Source organism: Streptomyces sp. NPDC002851 (assembly GCF_053591935.1).
The window spans coordinates 1-15,790 of record NZ_JBSFUT010000013.1; the positions used below are offsets into that span (position 1 = coordinate 1).

Sequence of the window (15,790 nt, forward strand, 5' to 3'; positions counted from 1 at the left end):
ACGAGCGCGATCAGGCTCGCCGGTATCGACTTGATCACCCGTCCCGCTACGAGCATGAGCACGATCGTGGCTGCTACCACCAGGAAACTGCTCTGTACCTGGTCGAGTTCGCCCAGGATGATGATGAGCGCGATGCCGCCCATGAACCCCGATACCACGGGGTGGGGTATGTAGCGGATGAGCGATCCGATGCGGCAGAGACCGAACAGGATCTGGAACGCGCCCGCCATGATGAACGCCAGGAACGCGCCTTCCAGGCCGTGTGCGGCGATCACTCCGGTGGACACGACCGTGATGGGGCCCGTGGGCCCGGTCACCTGTGCCGGCGTACCGCCGAACACGGCCGCGAAGAACCCCGCGAAGATCGCGCCGTACAGACCGACGAGCGCGCCCTCAGAAGAACCGGTCGCGGCTATACCGAAGGCTATGGCCAGCGGCAATGCCACGATGGCCACGGTGAGTCCGGACAGGATTTCGCTCGCAAAGCGCCGGTACATGGCTCCCATTTCGGTCGAAGGCATGGCGAACTTGCCCCGCTGGGGCATGCCGACCAGACTTCCCGGCGCTCCGGTCCGTAAAGATGCCGTATGGGTTACCTAAAGACAAGGCCAAGGCTCACGATGTGAGATCTGTCGCGTGCTGCCGGTAGTCGGCCTGCGCCCTCCTCTGGCGCTTGTCACGGCTATGACCTGGCATCACGTCGAGATCGTGAAGGGGTGATCCTGGGTCCCGAGGGCGGGTTCGATGCCGCGACACCTCGGCGCATGCTTGCGGTTGGGGCCCCAAGAAGGGTTTGATTCAAGGGAAGGCAAACGAAGGTAAACGGGTAGGTAAATCAGGTGCCGCGGGGACGCGGCCGTGACCATCTGCCATCGCACATCGGGAAGAGGGCCATGACCGCCATTGACGAACTGCTGCAGCGCAACGCCGAGTCGCCGCTGAGCGGTACGCCGACCATCGACACCGCTGTGCCCAGCCTGGGCTTGACGATCGTCACCTGCATGGACGCGCGCATCAAGGTGTTCGACGTCTTCGGCTTGAAGCACGGTGAAGCACACATCCTGCGAAATGCCGGTGGTGTTGTGACGGACGACATCATCCGCTCGCTCTCCATCAGCCAACGCAAGCTGCAGACCCGCGAGGTGATCGTCATGCAGCACACCCGGTGCGGCATGGCGACCTTTACCGAAGACGAATTCAAGGACGAGCTGGAACACGACACCGGCCTCAGGCCCACGTGGTCGGTGGAGAGCTTCCGAGACGTGGCGGCCAGTGTGCGAACCTCGGTGGCCAGGGTGCGGCACGCCCCGTTCCTCCTGCACACCGACCGGGTCCGTGGGTTCGTCTACGACGTGCGCGACGGATCCCTGTCCGAAGTTGCCGACGCCCCGCACGCCCTCTCCGCCTGATCCGTAGCGGCCCGTCCCATCGGGCCGGGCCGCTACAGGAACGTCCACAGGAGCACGCCGCTGAGCAGCAGTGCCGCCCACCAGAACATGGAGTGGGTCGACCACGGCCGGGCCCACCGTGCCTCGGGGCGTAGCTCCGAGGCGGCCCGGCCTCGCAGGTCGGCGGCGCCGCGCTGCATCGGGGCGCCCAGACTCCGGCCAAGGTGGGGTACGGCACGCGACAGCGCGAGCCACGCGGAGGGAAGGACCCGGCGGTAGACCGCGTCGGCGTCGACGTTGACCGAGCGGATCTCCGGCGGGTAGAGGCCGGTACGGACCAGGAGCGTGAAGGCCAGCGAGGCGAGGAGGAGCAGCTGCAGCTGGTTGATGACGTGCGGCGCTGTATAGGGCGCGTACTCAGTGGCGTACGGCAGTAGCTCGTACAGCAGGCCGGGCGCCACTCCGATGCCTACACAGATCAGCGCGGCCATCGTCATGGCGACGCGCATGTTCAGCGGGGCCTCGGCCACGCGATGGCCGCGGTCGTGGGCGAAGAAGGCGAAGTACGGAATCTTGATCCCGGCGTGGTGGAACACGCCTGCGGAGGCGAAGAGCAACAGGAGCCACACCGCGGTCAGATGCTCCTGCGCGACGGCCTCCATGATCAGTGATTTGGTGGCGAACCCGGAGAAGAGTGGAAAGGCGGAGATGGACGCCGCGCCGACCATGCACAGGGCAGCCGTCTGCGGCATGGACTTGTAGAGGCCGCCGAGTTCGGAGCCCTTGGCGGTGCCGGTGCGCAGCAGTACCGCGCCCATGGCCATGAACAGCAGGCTCTTGAACACCATGTCCGCCACGGCGTGCGCGCTCGCCCCGTTGATCCCGAGAGCGCCGCCGATGCCGACGCCCGCGACCATGAACCCGAGCTGATTGATCATGCTGTACGCGAGCACGCGGCGCAGGTCGTTCTCGATCACGGCGTAGAAGATCGGGAAGACGGTCATGGCCGCGCCGACCCAGATCAGCGCTTCGGTGCCGGGGAAGCCGCGGGCCAGCGTGGCGATCGCGAGTTTGGTGGTGAACGGCGAGAGCGCCACGGTCCCGACGATCGTCGCCTCCGGGTAGGTGTCGATCAGCCATGCGTGCAGCAGCGGGAAGGCGCACTTGATGCCGATGGCCGCGAGGATCAGCGCGTCCCCGGCACTGCCCAGACCGAGGTAGTCGAATGCGATGCCCTCACCGGCCCGCACCCGCAGCGCGATTCCAGCCAGCATCAGGAGCCCGGAGAGGAGTTGCGCGACCAGATACCGCATTCCGGCCCGGTAGCTGCGCTCGGTACGGCCCGCCCAGATCAGGAAGGCCGACGAGAGCCCGGCGAGTTCCCAGCACACGAACAGCGTCACGAGGTCCCCGGCCATCGCCCCGCCGACCGCCGCACCCGCGTAGAACAGGACGACCGCCTGCTGCAGCCGGTCGGACAGGTGCAGGGCGTAGACCGTGATCAGCAGCGCGGCGACCAGGAAGCCGGTGGCGAACAGGCGGGACATCGCGTCCACCCGAACCGGCGTCAACTCCAGGCCGAGCATGGTGAATCCGGCACTCGTGCCCTCGGGCAGCAGCCACAGCACGACCAGGCCCGCCACGGGCACCGTCAGCATCAGGACGGCCCGGAGCCGTCCGCGCAGCAAGGGCACGCCGACCGCGCCGAGCATCAGGAGCAGGGCGGGGCTGAGAGCAGGGCTAGTCGTCATCGCGCCTCCGCTCCGAGGGCGTACCGGAGTCCGCGTGCGGCTCGTGCGGCTCGCGCGGTTCGGACGCGTCGTCGTACGGCTCGTAGTAGTCCTCGTCGCGCCGCAGCCAGCGCCGCAGCCCCTTGGCCGTCAGGACCAGGGCCACACTGCCCGTGAAGCCGTAGAGGGCGTAGAACCCGGGCCACCGCTCGACCGAGAAGTGCGGGTGCTTGGTGTAGAAGAAGTCGGCCAGCAGAGCGAGTGCGCACAGCACGGCCAGGCCGTACACGAGGCGGGTCACGTTGCGCGGCTCGTCCAGCCAGCGGCGGTCCTCCCGGCCGGGGTCCTCCCGGCCGGGGTCCTGTCGGCCGGGGTCCTCCGGTCGGCGAGGCCGTCGGTGGTCGTCTGTCACGGCAACTCCAGGATCCCGGCGAGCGGTTCGAGCACGGCATCCGCGCCGAAGAACAGCGCGACGCAGCCGAGCGCGGTCAGGAGCAAAGGACCGGTCATGACCGCCGGGGCTTCGCCGCCCCCCGATGGCTCAGTGGGCGGCCGCAGGAACGCGCGCACCGCGACCGGCAGCAGGTATGCCATGGCAAGCAGGGAGCCCGCGAGCAGCACCACGAGCGGCACGACCTGGCCGGACTCGGCCGTGCCGAGGAGCATCAGCCACTTGCTCCAGGTGCCGCCCGTCGGCGGCAGCCCGATGATCGAGACCGTCGCCGCCAGGAACGCGGCGAACGTCCACGGCATGGCGCGGCCGAGCCCGTCGAGCTCGCTGACGCGGGCCTTCCCGGCGGTGACGGCGATCGCGCCCGCGCACAGGAACAGGGTGATCTTGGCGACCGCGTGGGTGACCAGGTGCAGACCGCCCCCGGCGACCGCGACCTCGTCGGCGAGCGTCACCGCCAGGACGATGTAGGCGAGTTGACTGACCGTGGAGTACGCCAGGCGGCGCTTGAGGTTGTCCGACCGTACGGCGACCACCCCGGCGGCGATCAGCGTGAACGCCGCCACCCACATCATCGGCCACGCCGCCCCGCTCGCCCGCAGCGTGTCCAGGCCGAACACGTACACGGCGATCTTGAGGACCGCGAACACCCCGGCCTTGACCACGGCCACCGCGTGCAGCAGCGCCGACACCGGAGCGGGTGCCACCATGGCCGCGGGCAGCCAGCGGTGCACCGGCATCAGCGCCGCCTTGCCGATGCCGAACAGGTAGAGCGCGAAAAGGAGCGTGAGCACCCCGGTCCCGGTTTCCCCGGACAGGAGCCCACCGGGACGGAAGTCGGTGCTTCCGGTCAGCGCCCACGTCCACACGATGGCGGGGAGCAGCAGCCCGATGGAGGTGGCGAGCAGCACCACCGCATAGGTCCGCGCCCCGCGCCGCGCCGCCGCGTCGCCGTGATGCGCCACCAGGGGCCAGGTCGCCAGGGTCATCAACTCGTACCCGATGAGCAGGGTGACGAGGTTGGCCGAGAACGCGATCCACATCGCGGACGCGATGGTCAGCGCGAAGAAGGCGAAGAACCGGGCCAGGGCGGGCTCCCGCGCGGCACGCAGATATCCGGCGGCGTAGACGGTGGTGACCGGCCAGAGCACGGCGGCCACCGAGGCGAACAGCAGCCCGAGCGGCTCGAGTTGGAATTCCAGGGACAGTCCGGGCAGCCACGCCCACAGCTCGAAGCGCAGCCCGCGCCCGGCCACCGGCCACAGCGCCAGCACCACCCCGGCGAGGGCGAGCCCGCCGACCACCGAGACGGTCTCACGCAGGACCGGCCGGTGCCGCAGCAGCAGCACGCCGCCGCAGACAAGCAGCGGAAGGGCCACCGCGACCGGCAGGGCGATGGCCCGCTCGGGAGTGGCCCAGGAGACGCTCACCTCACTCACCCCCGCTTCCGAGCAGGGCCGCGGCGGCGGCATCGACGAGGTGGGCGGGGAGCGTCGGGTCGATCCCGAAGTAGAGCGAGAGCAGGACGAGGAACCAGACCGCCACGACCATCGACGGCGGCGGACGGCGCACGGGCACGGCATCGGTCGGCGGCTCGCGGAACCAGCCGACCTCGACGACCCGGCCGACGTACACCAGGGCGAGCAGCGAGCCGCCGAGGAGCGCCGCGAGCACGAGCCACCGGCCCTCCTCCACCAGCGCCGTCACCAGCGCCCACTTGCTGACGAATCCCGCAGCGGGCGGCACGCCGACCAGACCGAGCCCGGCGAGGACGAAGGCGCCGAACGTCCACGGCATCCGGCGGCCGAACCCGGCCAGCGCGGTCAGCCGCACCGAGCCGAGCCGGAGCAGCAGCAGCCCGGCCGTCGCGAACAGCGCCGCCTTGGTGACCGCGTGCATGATCATGTGCAGATACGCGGCAGACACCCCGGCCGCGGTGGCCAGGCCGATCCCGGCCATGATGTAGCCGACCTGCGCGACACTCGACCAGGCGAGGACGTACCGCAGATCGTCCTGGAAACACGCGAACGCCGAGCCCACGAGCATGCCCAGGACCGCGAGCAGCAGCACGACCCGGCCGAGCGACATCGCCCCGAACACCAGGGACGCCCCGAAGACGGTGAACGCGAACCGGCAGAACACATAGACCGCGACCTTGGTGCCCGTGGCCGCGACGAACATGCTCACCACGGACGGCGCCTCCCCGTACGCCGCAGGAAGCCACGCGTGCAGCGGGACCACGGCGATCTTCACGGCCAGGCCGACGAACACGAGGGCCACCGCCGCCTGCAGCGCCCGGTTGTGGTGACTGTCCGTCAGGCGCTCTGCTAGATCTGCCATGTTCAGGGTGCCCGTCACCGCGTACGCCAGGCCGATGCCGGTCAGTACGAACAGCGCACCGACCGTGCCGATCACCAGATAGCGGAAGGAGGCGAGCAGCGCCTCCCGACGGCGCCCCATGGCGATCATCGTGTACGTCGCCAGGGAGCTGATCTCCAGGAACACGAAGGCGTTGAACACGTCCCCGGTCACCGCCAGACCCAGGAGCCCGGCCAGGGTCAGGCACAGGCACGCGTACAGCAGTGGGGCCCGCCGGTCGTCGAGCTCGGCCGCGACACTGCCCCGGCCGTAGACCGCCGCGGCCACGGCGCTGAGCGAAACGATCAGCAGGATCGGGGTGTTGAAGCCGTTCACCACGAACTCGATGCCGTACGGCGCGGGCCAGCCGCCCATCGCGTACCGCAACGCACCCTCCTGCGCCACGTGGTCCGCGAGGAGCGCGGCGCAGCCGAGCGAGGCCACAGAGGCGGTGAGGAACAGCAGCCACGCCCCCAGCCGGGACCGCAGCAGCGCGCACAGCGGTGCGCACACCAGCGGCAAGGCCACCTGCAGCACCGGCAGTTGAGCCGTCATGAGCCGCTGCCGTCGCGGTCGGTGGCGGCGTGGTCGGCGGTGTCGTGGTCGGTGGTGTCACGGTCGGTGGTGGCGGAGGTGCTGCTCTCGCCGGTCTCGATCTCGTCCTCCTCGACGGTGCCGTACGCCTCGAAGATGCGCACGGCCAGGGCGAGTCCGACGGCGAGCGTGGCGACGCCGACCACGATGGCGGTGAGGATCAGCACCTGCGGCAGCGGATGGGAGTAGGACTCGACGTCGTCCGAAATGATCGGCGCACTGCCCCCGTCCTTCTTGCCGAGCCCGATGTAGAAGAGGAAGACGCCCACCTGGAACAGGGTCAGGCCGATCAGCTTCTTGAGCAGGTTGCCGTGGCTGATGACGACGTAGAGCCCGATCAGCATCAGGGCGAAGAACGTCCAGTAGACGTACGGGGACGAGATCACCGCGACACCCCCCGGTCGGCGAAGACGAAGAAGATCGTCGTCATGACGGCCGCGACGGTGACGCCGATGGCCGTCTCGACCAGCAGGATGCCGATGTGCTGCCCCGTCTCCGGGTGGCTCGGGTCGAGCACGCTGTAGTCCAGGAACGAGCCCCCGAGCAGCATGGTCGTCACCCCGAGCCCGAGGTAGACGAGCAGCCCGAGCGAGATCAGGAACCACAGGGCGGCGCGCGGTACCACCTGCTGCGCCCGGTTGAGCCCGAAGACGAGCCCGTACAGGACGGAACCCGAAGCGAAGATCACCCCGGCCTGGAAGCCGCCGCCCGGGCCGTAGTCGCCGTGGAAGAGGACGTAGAGCGCGAACAGCAGGATGAGCGGCATCAATGCGCCGCTGACGATGCGGATGATGCGGTAGTCGGTGAGGTGGAAGTCCGCGGGCGGCCTGGTCCGTTCCGGCCGGGCGGGTGGTCCGAGGAGCGACAGGACGGCGAGGCCGGCGGTGAAGACGACAACCAGCTCGCCCAGGGTGTCGAGTCCCCGGTAGCTCGCGAGGACGGCGGTGACGGTGTTGGGGATGCCGATGTCCTCTTGGGACCGGTGCAGGTAGACGTCGGTGACGGGGTGGCGCTGCACGGGGCTGTCGGCGGCGCCGAACTCGGGCAGGTCGAGGGCCGCGTAGCCGAGGGTGGCGCCGAGCAGGACGACGGCGACCGCTCCGGGCAGGCGCCGCCGACGCGGCGTGACCGCCTCCCGCGAGCGCGTCAGGGCGAGCACGCTGAGGAGCAGCACGGTGCTGATGCCGACGCCGACGGCGGCCTCGGTGAACGCCACGTCCACGGCGTCGAGGAGCACGAAGAGGCTCGCGGTGACCAGGCTGAAAAGGGCCGCCAGCATCGTCGCTTCGTAGAGCGCGCGGAGCCGCGTGATGGCCACTGCGGTGGCGGTGAGCATGGCGAGCAGCGAGACGTTGATCAGAGTGAAGGTCATCAGCGACGCCGGTCACCCTCCTGCCAGATGCGCAGCCCGTCCCGTCGCGCGGCGTGCGCCAGGACGTGCGTCGCGGTCGGGCTGGTCAGCGTCAGGAACAGCAGAATGATCATCAGGCGGACCGCGGTGCTCCAGTCAGGCGACCGCAGCAGCAGGCCGAGCAGGATCAGTCCGGCCCCGGCGGACTCGGTGACGCCGACGGCGTGGATACGGGTGTAGAAGTCCGGGAAGCGCAGCAGGCCCACGCCGCCGGACAGCACGGCCAGGGCCCCGGCGGCGAGGAGGATTCCACTGACCACGTCGAGGGCGCTCATTCCCGCTCACCTCCGTTCGTCCCGCCGAGGAGTTCCTGATAGTGGGTCAGGCGCAGTACGGCGATGGTCGCGACGAAGTTGACCAACGCGTAGAGGATGCCGATGTCGAGGAACGCGGGCCGGCCGAAGAGGAATCCGGCGATCGCGATGAACAGCACGGTCTTGGTGCCGAACATGTTGACCGCGAGGATGCGGTTGTAGCGGCCGGGGCCCACGAACGCGCGCAGCAGCGCGAGCACCATGGTGACCAGGAGCGCCGCCATGACCGCGAAGATCATCGTCGGGCCTCCGTCCGCCGGACCCGGGCGAGCATGCCTCCCTCGCGGAGCTCCTTGATGTCGGCCAGCTCCAGGCTGTGCACCTCGATGCGGTCCTCGCCGACGTCAAGGGAGAGCGTGCCCGGCGTCAGCGTGATCGAGTTCGCGTAGATCACCTGTGCCAGCTCCGAGAGCTGCGGTGCCGGGGTCGACTCCACCACGGGCCGCAGGTACTGCCGCGGCGCCCAGACCTTCCGTATCACCGCCCACGCCGCGACGAGCACTTGGGCACTCAGCCACAGCAAGTACCCCGGCAGACGCAGCACGAACGGAAGCGTCACGACGTGCCGGTCGAGTCCGGCCCGCCGCGTGATCCAGCAGACGACGGCGACGGAAACAGCACCAAGGGCCAGCGGCAACGGCTCGTAGTGCCCGGAGAGAACCAGCCAGAACACAGCGGCGAACAGCGCGGTGCGCAGCACATAGCCCTCGCTGCGCACACCTATCCGCATCAGGAAGCACCCTCCACCTTGGCGGCGAGCAGAGCGAGCAGGCGGTTTGCGGTGACGACTCCGACTATCGCGCCCCCCTCCTGCTCGACGAGCGCGAACGGGCACTGTCTTCGGGCCATCGCCACGCCGAGCTCGACGACCGTCGCCGTCGGCCGGACCCTCGGGATCCGGTCGGTCACCCGGCCGAGAAGGTCGCGCACGCTCGTGCCGACCAGTGCGGTGGCGATCCGGTCGGCATGGTTCTCGTCGATCACCTGGGTCAGGCCAGGGTCGTCGAAGAAGTAGTGCGGAAGCGCCGCCTTCAGCAGATGGATCGACGACATACAGCCCAGAACCTGACCCTGCTCGTCGGTGACGACGAGCCCCGGCAGACCGAGCCGGGATACCATCTGGATGGCGGTCAGAGCATCGTCGTCCGGTAGTGCGGTCGGCAAGGTCTCGACAACATCGGCAGCATGCATGAGTGTCTCCCGCCATCGAACCGCTGGTGCGGGCAACGCGATTACCTCGATTGTCTGGCAGCGCGCAGAACAGGCCAACGTTCGAGGCGGCCCATCAACGGTCCGCATTCCTTGCCGACGACCGGCAAAGAGGTAGCCACCGAGTTCGGCCGGTAGCCGGTGTTCCCTACAGCAGGTAGTGGATTCGGCACACGGCATAGCAAGCTGTCCTGTGTGCCGCCGCATAAGAAGAGGATCGATCTCGCCATGACACGGCAGACGACCCCGGATTCCCCTGCCGTGCAGCAGCCCGACCTGACGGAGCTCGCCGCGCGCGCGAGCGACGAGGCACGTGGCGTGCCCGCGGAACTCCTGGACGGCTACCTGTCCGTGCTCGCTGAGGTCAGCACGGGAAGTCGACTCGGCCAGGACGAGATCCGCCGCCGCCGAGCCATCGGCGCCAGGGCCGCCGAGCAGAACGTACCGATGCGCGGTGTCATGGACCTCTACCTGAGCGCTACGTGGCTCGCCTGGCCCGCGCTCCCCGGAGTACGGGCCGCCACCGGCGCGAGCGAACTGCGCCGGATCGGCGAGGAGGTCTTCCACGCGGCCGACACCGCGATCACAGCGGTGGCGGAAGGCTATGAGGAAGCACAGCGCTGGTCGCTGCGCCAAGAGGAGTCGTTCCGCCGCGAGTTCGTCGACGACCTCCTCGACGGCCGCAACGTGGAGACTCTGGTGGGCCGCGCCGAACGGTACGGCCTGCGCCTCGCCGGCAGCTACGTGGTCGTCGTCGCGGCCGGAGCGGAGCCCTTCGTCGACGGGGGACCGGCGACCCGCCAGGTGGAGTCCACCATCGGCCTCGACCCGGCGAGCCGGGACATCCTCGTGACGACCAAGGATGGCTTCCTCGTCTGCATTGCGCCCGATGTACGCGGCACGGTGCAGGAGTTCGTCGTGCGGGTCACGGAGAGCCTGCGCCCGGACGGCTCCTGGCGGGTCGGCATCGGACGCCCGCAGCGCGGCCCCGGCGGCGCCGTACGCTCCTTCGAACAGGCCCGGCAGGCTCTGCACATCGGGCAGAGCCTGCAGCTGCCGGGGCAGGTGCACTGGGCCGCCGACCTGCTTGTCTACCAGGTCCTGATTCGAGACAGGGCCGCGCTCGCCGACCTCGTCGACGTCGTCCTCGAACCCCTGCGCAAGTCCAGGACCAGTGCGGGAACCCTGCTGCACACCCTGGCCACCTACTTCGCCGCAGGGCGGGTGGCGACCGCCGCGGCGCACGAATTGCACGTCGGGGTGCGGACGGTGACCTACCGACTCGACCGGGTCCAGGAACTCACCGGTTACTCGGTCCACGACCCTCAGCAGTGCTTCACCCTTCAGGTAGCCGTCCTGGGCGCACAGCTGCTCGGCTGGCCCGGGGACCCGTGACCGGCCAGTACGCTGGGTGACTTTGTCGCGCACTTGCTACAAGCGGCGAGTGACCGTCAACGGTCACTCGGGCTAGGGTTTGACTGATTTTGGCCCATGAGGGCCGCTGCGACGGCGAAGACAAGGGGGCGGCTGTGGGCCAGGACGAGCGCGACGGCTCGAAGCGCGAGCGGGCCCACCAGGACATGGCGGAGGCGCGCGGCTTCCTCGAACCGGGGCGGCGACCACCGGTGTCGGCCTGATCATCACCGGTGGTGCCGCCGCGCTCGTTGCCCGGACGGCGGCGAAGATGATCGCCAAGTGGTCCGACATCATCAATGCCCTCACGGCCCTCTACACCGCCGTCAATCTGGCCTTCGGCCTCGGCAAGGCGGCGATCGACAGCAACCTCAACGCCGTGAATTCGTTCCCCAAGCCGGGCGGAGCCTATGACCATCAGGCCGTCTGACGTCGGCCGCGCGCTGCGGTGGGGCGGCCTCGCAGGGGTCGCGGGCTTGCTGCTCTTCCGGTATGTGGAGCCCGCGCCGCGCTGGGACGTGCTCGGCTGCATGGGGGTGGCCCTGCTCGGAGTCCTCGTCTCCTGGGCCGCTGCCGTGCGGCAGGGGAGGGCCCCGGCGGAGACCGAGCTTCCGGAGTCCGCCGCGCCGATCGAGCCCACGGGATTCCGGCTGCGCGGGAGATGGCAGCCCGACCGAACGCAGCGGCAGCAGGTGGGCGTACTGCTCGTGCTGATCGCCGTGGCGCTGCTGCTGTTCGGATCGGCCTCGCATGTGACGCCCCAGCTGGCCGATGCCAGGGCCGGGGCGGCGCGGATCGACCCGGTGACGGTGAAGCAGGTCCTGTCGCACAGCTCCCGTGCGGTGCGGGGCGGCGGGATGTCGCACACCTCCAAGCTGGCCGTCGTCGTGGACCGTACGGATGCGGCGGGTACGAACGGCGCAGCCGCTGAGGAGCTGAGCGGGACCATCAAGACGGACAGTTCGGTCGGCCACGGCGACCGGCTGTGGGCGCTCCACAACCCGGACGAACCGGGTCGGCAAGCGCAACTCGCCGAAAATAGTGAAGAGTTGGCGGCCCTGCGCGACGGCATCATCCGGCCGTCCGGAACGCTGCTCGGCCTCTGCGGCGCCGCGGCCGCCGGGGGACTCGTCCTGTTGCTCCGACGCCGTTTCGAACCGCTCGACGACAGCGCGGCGGCCGTGGCCGAGGCACTGCGGAACGGGCGAGCGCAGGCCCTGGCGGTCACCTTGGCGGGCACCGCGCCGGAGGGTCGGCGGGACCTCGGGGTCGGGCTGCGACTCAGCGCGACGGACGGCGAACGGCGGCTCTACCTCAGCCGGTTCGTGGACGTCGAGCGCCTCGCGGACGCCCTCGACGGCCGCGCGGCCTGGCTGTATTGGGAGCGCCCCGGGGACGGGGAGGTACCGCGGGGTCGGCCCGGCCGCGGCGGTGAGCTGCTGCCTGCTGTGCTGGTGGTCGGCAGCGGTGCCGCTACCCGCGGTGTGCGGGGCTGGATGCCGCGGAAGCCCGACTGGCCGGTCGCCCAGGGGCGGCGGCTTGCGGCTATGGCCCCCGAGGCGGGCCCGGAGGCCGAGCCGTTGGGCACCCGGATGCTGCGCCGGCCGCGGCCGCGCGTCGGCGCGGCGGTGTGGCTTGGGCTCGCGGCGCTCACCTCGGCGGCCGCGGCGGCGTTCCCGCTCGGTGGGGGCGACCAGTTGCTGGTGCAGAGCGCCGTCTTCGTAGCCGTACTCTGCACCGTCGTCGGCATGCGGATGACCACTGCCAAGTGGCGCCCCTCCGCGCGGCGCCAGGTGCGCAGGGAGATGGCCGGGGCGCGGTAGGCGGGCAGGGGTCGGGCGACGGGCGACGGGCCGACGAGCGGCATGCGGGTGCCGTCCCTTCGACGGCGGCAGCATCGTGCGGTGCTTTTCCCCTCTCGCCGCAGAGGCTGGGCTGCTCGTGGCTGCATTCCGCGTCGCTCGAGGCCGCCGCCCCGGCAGGCCGCCAGTGGCTGGCCCGCTGCCCCGGCAGGCCGCCCCCGGCAGGCCGCCCTCGGCTGGCCGCTCACGGTCGGGCCACGTGATCCGGGTATGGCGAGATATCGTGAAATGTGCCTTTCTTTGGGCGCGTGGCGATCCAGGGCACGTGGCGATGCAGGGGGTGAGCTGAGCCGTCGCAGGCTCCCCGTCCGGGAAGGAGGTAATCCCGGTGACGGACATCTGGGGTGACCGAGACGCCCTCGCTCACAGTCGCGAGCGCCTCCTGGGCGGTGAGTCGGCCGTGCGGGGCCTGAGAACCCCCATCCTCCGCTCATGGCAGCGCTGCCAGTCCCTCGGACTCGCGCAGGACGTGATCGAGCCGCCGCACCAGCCGGAAGTGGACCTGGAGGGCCGCCTTGGCCGGGCGGCCGAGCCCGTGCTCACGCGGCTCGAATCCGAGGTCGCCGGGACACGTGTCGGCGTGATCCTTGCCGATGGGCAAGGGGTGATCCTTCAATGCCGCGTCGGCGACAAGGCACTGTACAAACACCTCGACGCGGTCAGCATCGCACCCGGATTCAACTACTCCGAGCAGTACGTCGGCACGAACGGCATCGGCACGGCGCTGGAGGAGCGGCGGGACTTCCACGTCTTCGGCGCCGAGCACTTCCTGACGCCCCTGCGGCCCTTCGTGTCGATGGGCGCCGTCATCCGGGACCCGCTCAGCGGACGCGTGGCAGGCGTGGTCGGTCTCACCTGCTGGTGCTCGGACGCGCATGACGTCATGAGGAGCATGATCCGCGAGGCTGCCGAGGCCATCGAACGGCGGCTTCTGGAGCAGCACACGGAGCGTAGCCGTGTCCTGTTCCGGGAATTCCTCGGAACCGGCGGTGGCGCGCAGGAGCCGATGGCGGAGTTGGAGCGGGAACTGGCCCGCTCGGGCGGCGGGACCCTCACCGACAGTGACCAGCGCGTCCTGCGGGAGAAGGCCGCGGAACTGATCTCCGCGGCCCGCAGCGCCACCGTGCAGGTGCCCCTCTCCGGAGGCCGCCTGGCCACGCTCGTGTGTCAGCCGATGACGGGGCCGAGGAAGGACGCTGTTGCCATCAAGCTCAGCTTGCCCAAGGTCAGCCTGCCCGAGGACCTGCCGCGGGACCGCGCGGCCGCCACCGCTCCTGGCCCGACCGCGGGTGCGGACCTGCTGAGGGCCGAGAGGAAGACGTCGGCCGAGGTGACGAGCGCCCCCGCCGAGTGGCTGCTGTCCGTGGGCGACGCGGAGGTGGGGCAGCTCGCGATGGCGGCACGGGAGCGCCTGGGGCTGCTGTACGACGCGGGTCTGCGCATCGGCACCACGCTGGACGTGACGCGCACCGCCGAAGAACTCGCCGAACTGGTGGTTCCGCGGTTCGCGGACTTCATCACCGTCGATTTGCTGGAGCCCGTGCTGCTGCGCGAGACGACGGTCCAGGAAACCGTCGTCCTGCGCCGGGCCGCGGTGGGCGCCCGGGAGGCCGACTCTCCGTTCCACCCGGCGGGCCAACGCGTCAGCTTCGCCTCCTCCGCTCCGCAGACGCGGTGCTTCAGCACCGGACAGGCGGTGCTCGAGCCGGACTTGAGCGATGTCTCCGAGTGGCTGGCGCAGGATCGCGTCCGCCTCGAGGAGATCCTCCAGCACGGTGTGCACTCGCTCATCACCGTCGCGCTGCGCACCCGCGGGATGGTCCTCGGCGTGGCGAGCTTCTACCGCTCGGGGCGGTCCAAGCCCTTCGAAGAGGACGACCTGCACCTGGCGGAGGAGCTCACCGCCCGTGTCGCCATGTCCATCGACAACGCCCGCCGCTTCGAACGCGAGCACGGCATCGCGCTCGCTCTCCAGCGCAGCTTGCTGCCGGACGTCTTCCCTGAGCAGACCGCCGTCGAAGTCTCCCACCGTTACCTGCCCGCCCAGGCCGGCGCGGGTGGCGACTGGTTCGACATCATCCCGCTGTCCGGAACGCGCGTCGCCTTGGTCGTCGGCGACGTGGTCGGCCACGGCCTGCACGCCACCGTCACCATGGGGCGCCTGCGCACCGCGGTGCACAACTTCGCCGCCCTCGACCTTTCCCCCGACGAACTCCTCGGGCGGGTCGACGACCTGGTGATGGACCTCGACCAGGAGGAGGCCACCAGGCCGGACGGAGGCGACGTCATGGGCGCCACCTGCCTGTACGCCATCTACGACCCGGTCTCCCAGCGCTGTACCGCGGCCCGCGCCGGGCATCCGCTGCCCGCCGTGGTCACGCCCGACGGCGCCGTGCAGTTCCCCGAACTGCCCGCGGGCCCGCCCCTCGGCCTGGGCGGCCTGCCTTTCGAGAGCGCCGAGTTGCGCCTGCCCGAAGGAAGCCAGCTCGTCCTCTATACCGACGGTCTCGTCGTGGACCGCGACCGGGATCTCGACGTCACCCTCGAACAGTTGCGTTCTGCCCTTGCCCACCCCGACCGACCTCCCGAGGAGACCTGTAAGGCCGTCATGGACGCCTTGCCGACGCCCCACGCCGGTGACGATGTGACGCTGCTCGTCGCCCGCACCCGTGCCCTTGCCGCCGAGAGCATCACGTCCTGGGACGTGCCCGACGACCCTGCCGCTGTCGCCGACGTACGCGCGGCCGTCGCCGGGCAGCTGAGCGCATGGGGCCTGGAGGAGCTGGCGTTCACCACCGAAGTGGTCGTCAGCGAGCTGGTCACCAACGCCATCCGGCACGCGAGCGGCCCCATCCAGCTCCGTCTGCTCCGCGACCGCACGCTGATCTGCGAGGTCTCCGACGCCAGCAGCACCTCACCCCACCTGCGTCGTGCCACGGACACCGACGAGGGCGGGCGCGGTCTGTTCCTCGTCGCCCAGCTCGCGGGGCGCTGGGGCACCCGCTACACGGCCCGCGGCAAGGTCATTTGGACCGAGCAGCCACTCTCCCCGAGGTGATC

At 70.1% G+C, this 15,790-nt stretch carries 16 protein-coding genes; 5 read left to right on the forward strand and 11 right to left on the reverse strand.

Annotation, left to right across the window (positions count from 1 at the left end):
- Nucleotides 1–545 (reverse strand): SulP family inorganic anion transporter (locus ACWD10_RS15745; protein WP_451091100.1); only part of this gene is annotated, 545 nt, incomplete at its 3' end.
- A gap of 348 nt (nucleotides 546–893) precedes the next feature.
- Here ACWD10_RS15745 and ACWD10_RS15750 point away from each other — a divergent pair.
- On the forward strand, nucleotides 894–1,409 hold the full coding sequence (locus tag ACWD10_RS15750) for a beta-class carbonic anhydrase (RefSeq protein ID WP_451091102.1): 516 nt from the start codon (nucleotides 894–896) through the stop codon (nucleotides 1,407–1,409).
- A 32-nt stretch (nucleotides 1,410–1,441) separates the two neighbouring features.
- Here the strand turns inward: ACWD10_RS15750 and ACWD10_RS15755 are convergent, their stop codons facing one another.
- Genes ACWD10_RS15755 through ACWD10_RS15800 form a run of 10 tightly spaced genes read right to left on the reverse strand, consistent with a single transcriptional unit; the run spans nucleotide 1,442 to nucleotide 9,437 of the window.
- Complete coding sequence (locus tag ACWD10_RS15755; RefSeq protein WP_451091104.1) at nucleotides 1,442–3,139, reverse strand: Na(+)/H(+) antiporter subunit D; 1,698 nt, start codon at nucleotides 3,137–3,139, stop codon at nucleotides 1,442–1,444.
- Nucleotides 3,129–3,530, reverse strand: a complete 402-nt coding sequence (locus tag ACWD10_RS15760) for a hypothetical protein (RefSeq protein ID WP_451091106.1) — start codon at nucleotides 3,528–3,530, stop codon at nucleotides 3,129–3,131. The genes ACWD10_RS15755 and ACWD10_RS15760 overlap by 11 nt, the downstream gene beginning before the upstream one ends.
- Nucleotides 3,527–5,008 (reverse strand): proton-conducting transporter transmembrane domain-containing protein, encoded by a 1,482-nt coding sequence (locus tag ACWD10_RS15765; protein WP_451091108.1) that lies wholly within the window; start codon nucleotides 5,006–5,008, stop codon nucleotides 3,527–3,529. Before ACWD10_RS15765 ends, ACWD10_RS15760 begins: the two co-directional genes overlap by 4 nt.
- Entirely contained in the window at nucleotides 5,001–6,482 is a 1,482-nt protein-coding gene (locus ACWD10_RS15770) for a monovalent cation/H+ antiporter subunit D family protein (RefSeq protein ID WP_451091110.1), read from the reverse strand. The genes ACWD10_RS15765 and ACWD10_RS15770 overlap by 8 nt, the downstream gene beginning before the upstream one ends.
- The gene (locus ACWD10_RS15775) at nucleotides 6,479–6,907 is read right to left on the reverse strand and encodes a cation:proton antiporter subunit C (protein ID WP_451091112.1); all 429 of its coding nucleotides are present in this window, start codon (nucleotides 6,905–6,907) and stop codon (nucleotides 6,479–6,481) included. Before ACWD10_RS15775 ends, ACWD10_RS15770 begins: the two co-directional genes overlap by 4 nt.
- Complete coding sequence (locus ACWD10_RS15780) at nucleotides 6,904–7,893, reverse strand: DUF4040 domain-containing protein (RefSeq protein WP_451091114.1); 990 nt, start codon at nucleotides 7,891–7,893, stop codon at nucleotides 6,904–6,906. The genes ACWD10_RS15775 and ACWD10_RS15780 overlap by 4 nt, the downstream gene beginning before the upstream one ends.
- Nucleotides 7,893–8,207: a monovalent cation/H(+) antiporter subunit G gene (gene mnhG / locus ACWD10_RS15785; RefSeq protein ID WP_451091116.1), complete on the reverse strand. Its 315-nt coding sequence runs from the start codon at nucleotides 8,205–8,207 to the stop codon at nucleotides 7,893–7,895. The genes ACWD10_RS15780 and mnhG overlap by 1 nt, the downstream gene beginning before the upstream one ends.
- Nucleotides 8,204–8,485, reverse strand: a complete 282-nt coding sequence (locus ACWD10_RS15790; RefSeq protein ID WP_451091118.1) for a monovalent cation/H+ antiporter complex subunit F — start codon at nucleotides 8,483–8,485, stop codon at nucleotides 8,204–8,206. Before ACWD10_RS15790 ends, mnhG begins: the two co-directional genes overlap by 4 nt.
- Entirely contained in the window at nucleotides 8,482–8,976 is a 495-nt protein-coding gene (locus ACWD10_RS15795; protein WP_451091120.1) for a Na+/H+ antiporter subunit E, read from the reverse strand. The genes ACWD10_RS15790 and ACWD10_RS15795 overlap by 4 nt, the downstream gene beginning before the upstream one ends.
- A complete protein-coding gene (locus ACWD10_RS15800; RefSeq protein ID WP_451091122.1) occupies nucleotides 8,976–9,437 on the reverse strand; it encodes a CBS domain-containing protein in 462 nt (153 codons plus the stop codon). Before ACWD10_RS15800 ends, ACWD10_RS15795 begins: the two co-directional genes overlap by 1 nt.
- Before the next feature lie 246 nt (nucleotides 9,438–9,683).
- Here ACWD10_RS15800 and ACWD10_RS15805 point away from each other — a divergent pair, with 246 nt between their 5' ends.
- The 4 genes from ACWD10_RS15805 to ACWD10_RS15820 all read left to right on the forward strand — a co-directional run bounded on the left by ACWD10_RS15805 (nucleotide 9,684) and on the right by ACWD10_RS15820 (nucleotide 15,788).
- Nucleotides 9,684–10,850, forward strand: coding sequence for a PucR family transcriptional regulator (locus ACWD10_RS15805; RefSeq protein WP_451091124.1), 1,167 nt, complete (start codon nucleotides 9,684–9,686; stop codon nucleotides 10,848–10,850).
- Nucleotides 10,851–11,139: 289 nt separating this feature from the next.
- Entirely contained in the window at nucleotides 11,140–11,298 is a 159-nt protein-coding gene (locus ACWD10_RS15810) for a hypothetical protein (RefSeq protein WP_451091126.1), read from the forward strand.
- The gene (locus ACWD10_RS15815; protein WP_451091128.1) at nucleotides 11,279–12,691 is read left to right on the forward strand and encodes a hypothetical protein; all 1,413 of its coding nucleotides are present in this window, start codon (nucleotides 11,279–11,281) and stop codon (nucleotides 12,689–12,691) included. The genes ACWD10_RS15810 and ACWD10_RS15815 overlap by 20 nt, the downstream gene beginning before the upstream one ends.
- Nucleotides 12,692–13,058: 367 nt before the next feature.
- Nucleotides 13,059–15,788: a SpoIIE family protein phosphatase gene (locus ACWD10_RS15820; RefSeq protein WP_451091130.1), complete on the forward strand. Its 2,730-nt coding sequence runs from the start codon at nucleotides 13,059–13,061 to the stop codon at nucleotides 15,786–15,788.
- Nucleotides 15,789–15,790 lie beyond the last annotated feature (2 nt).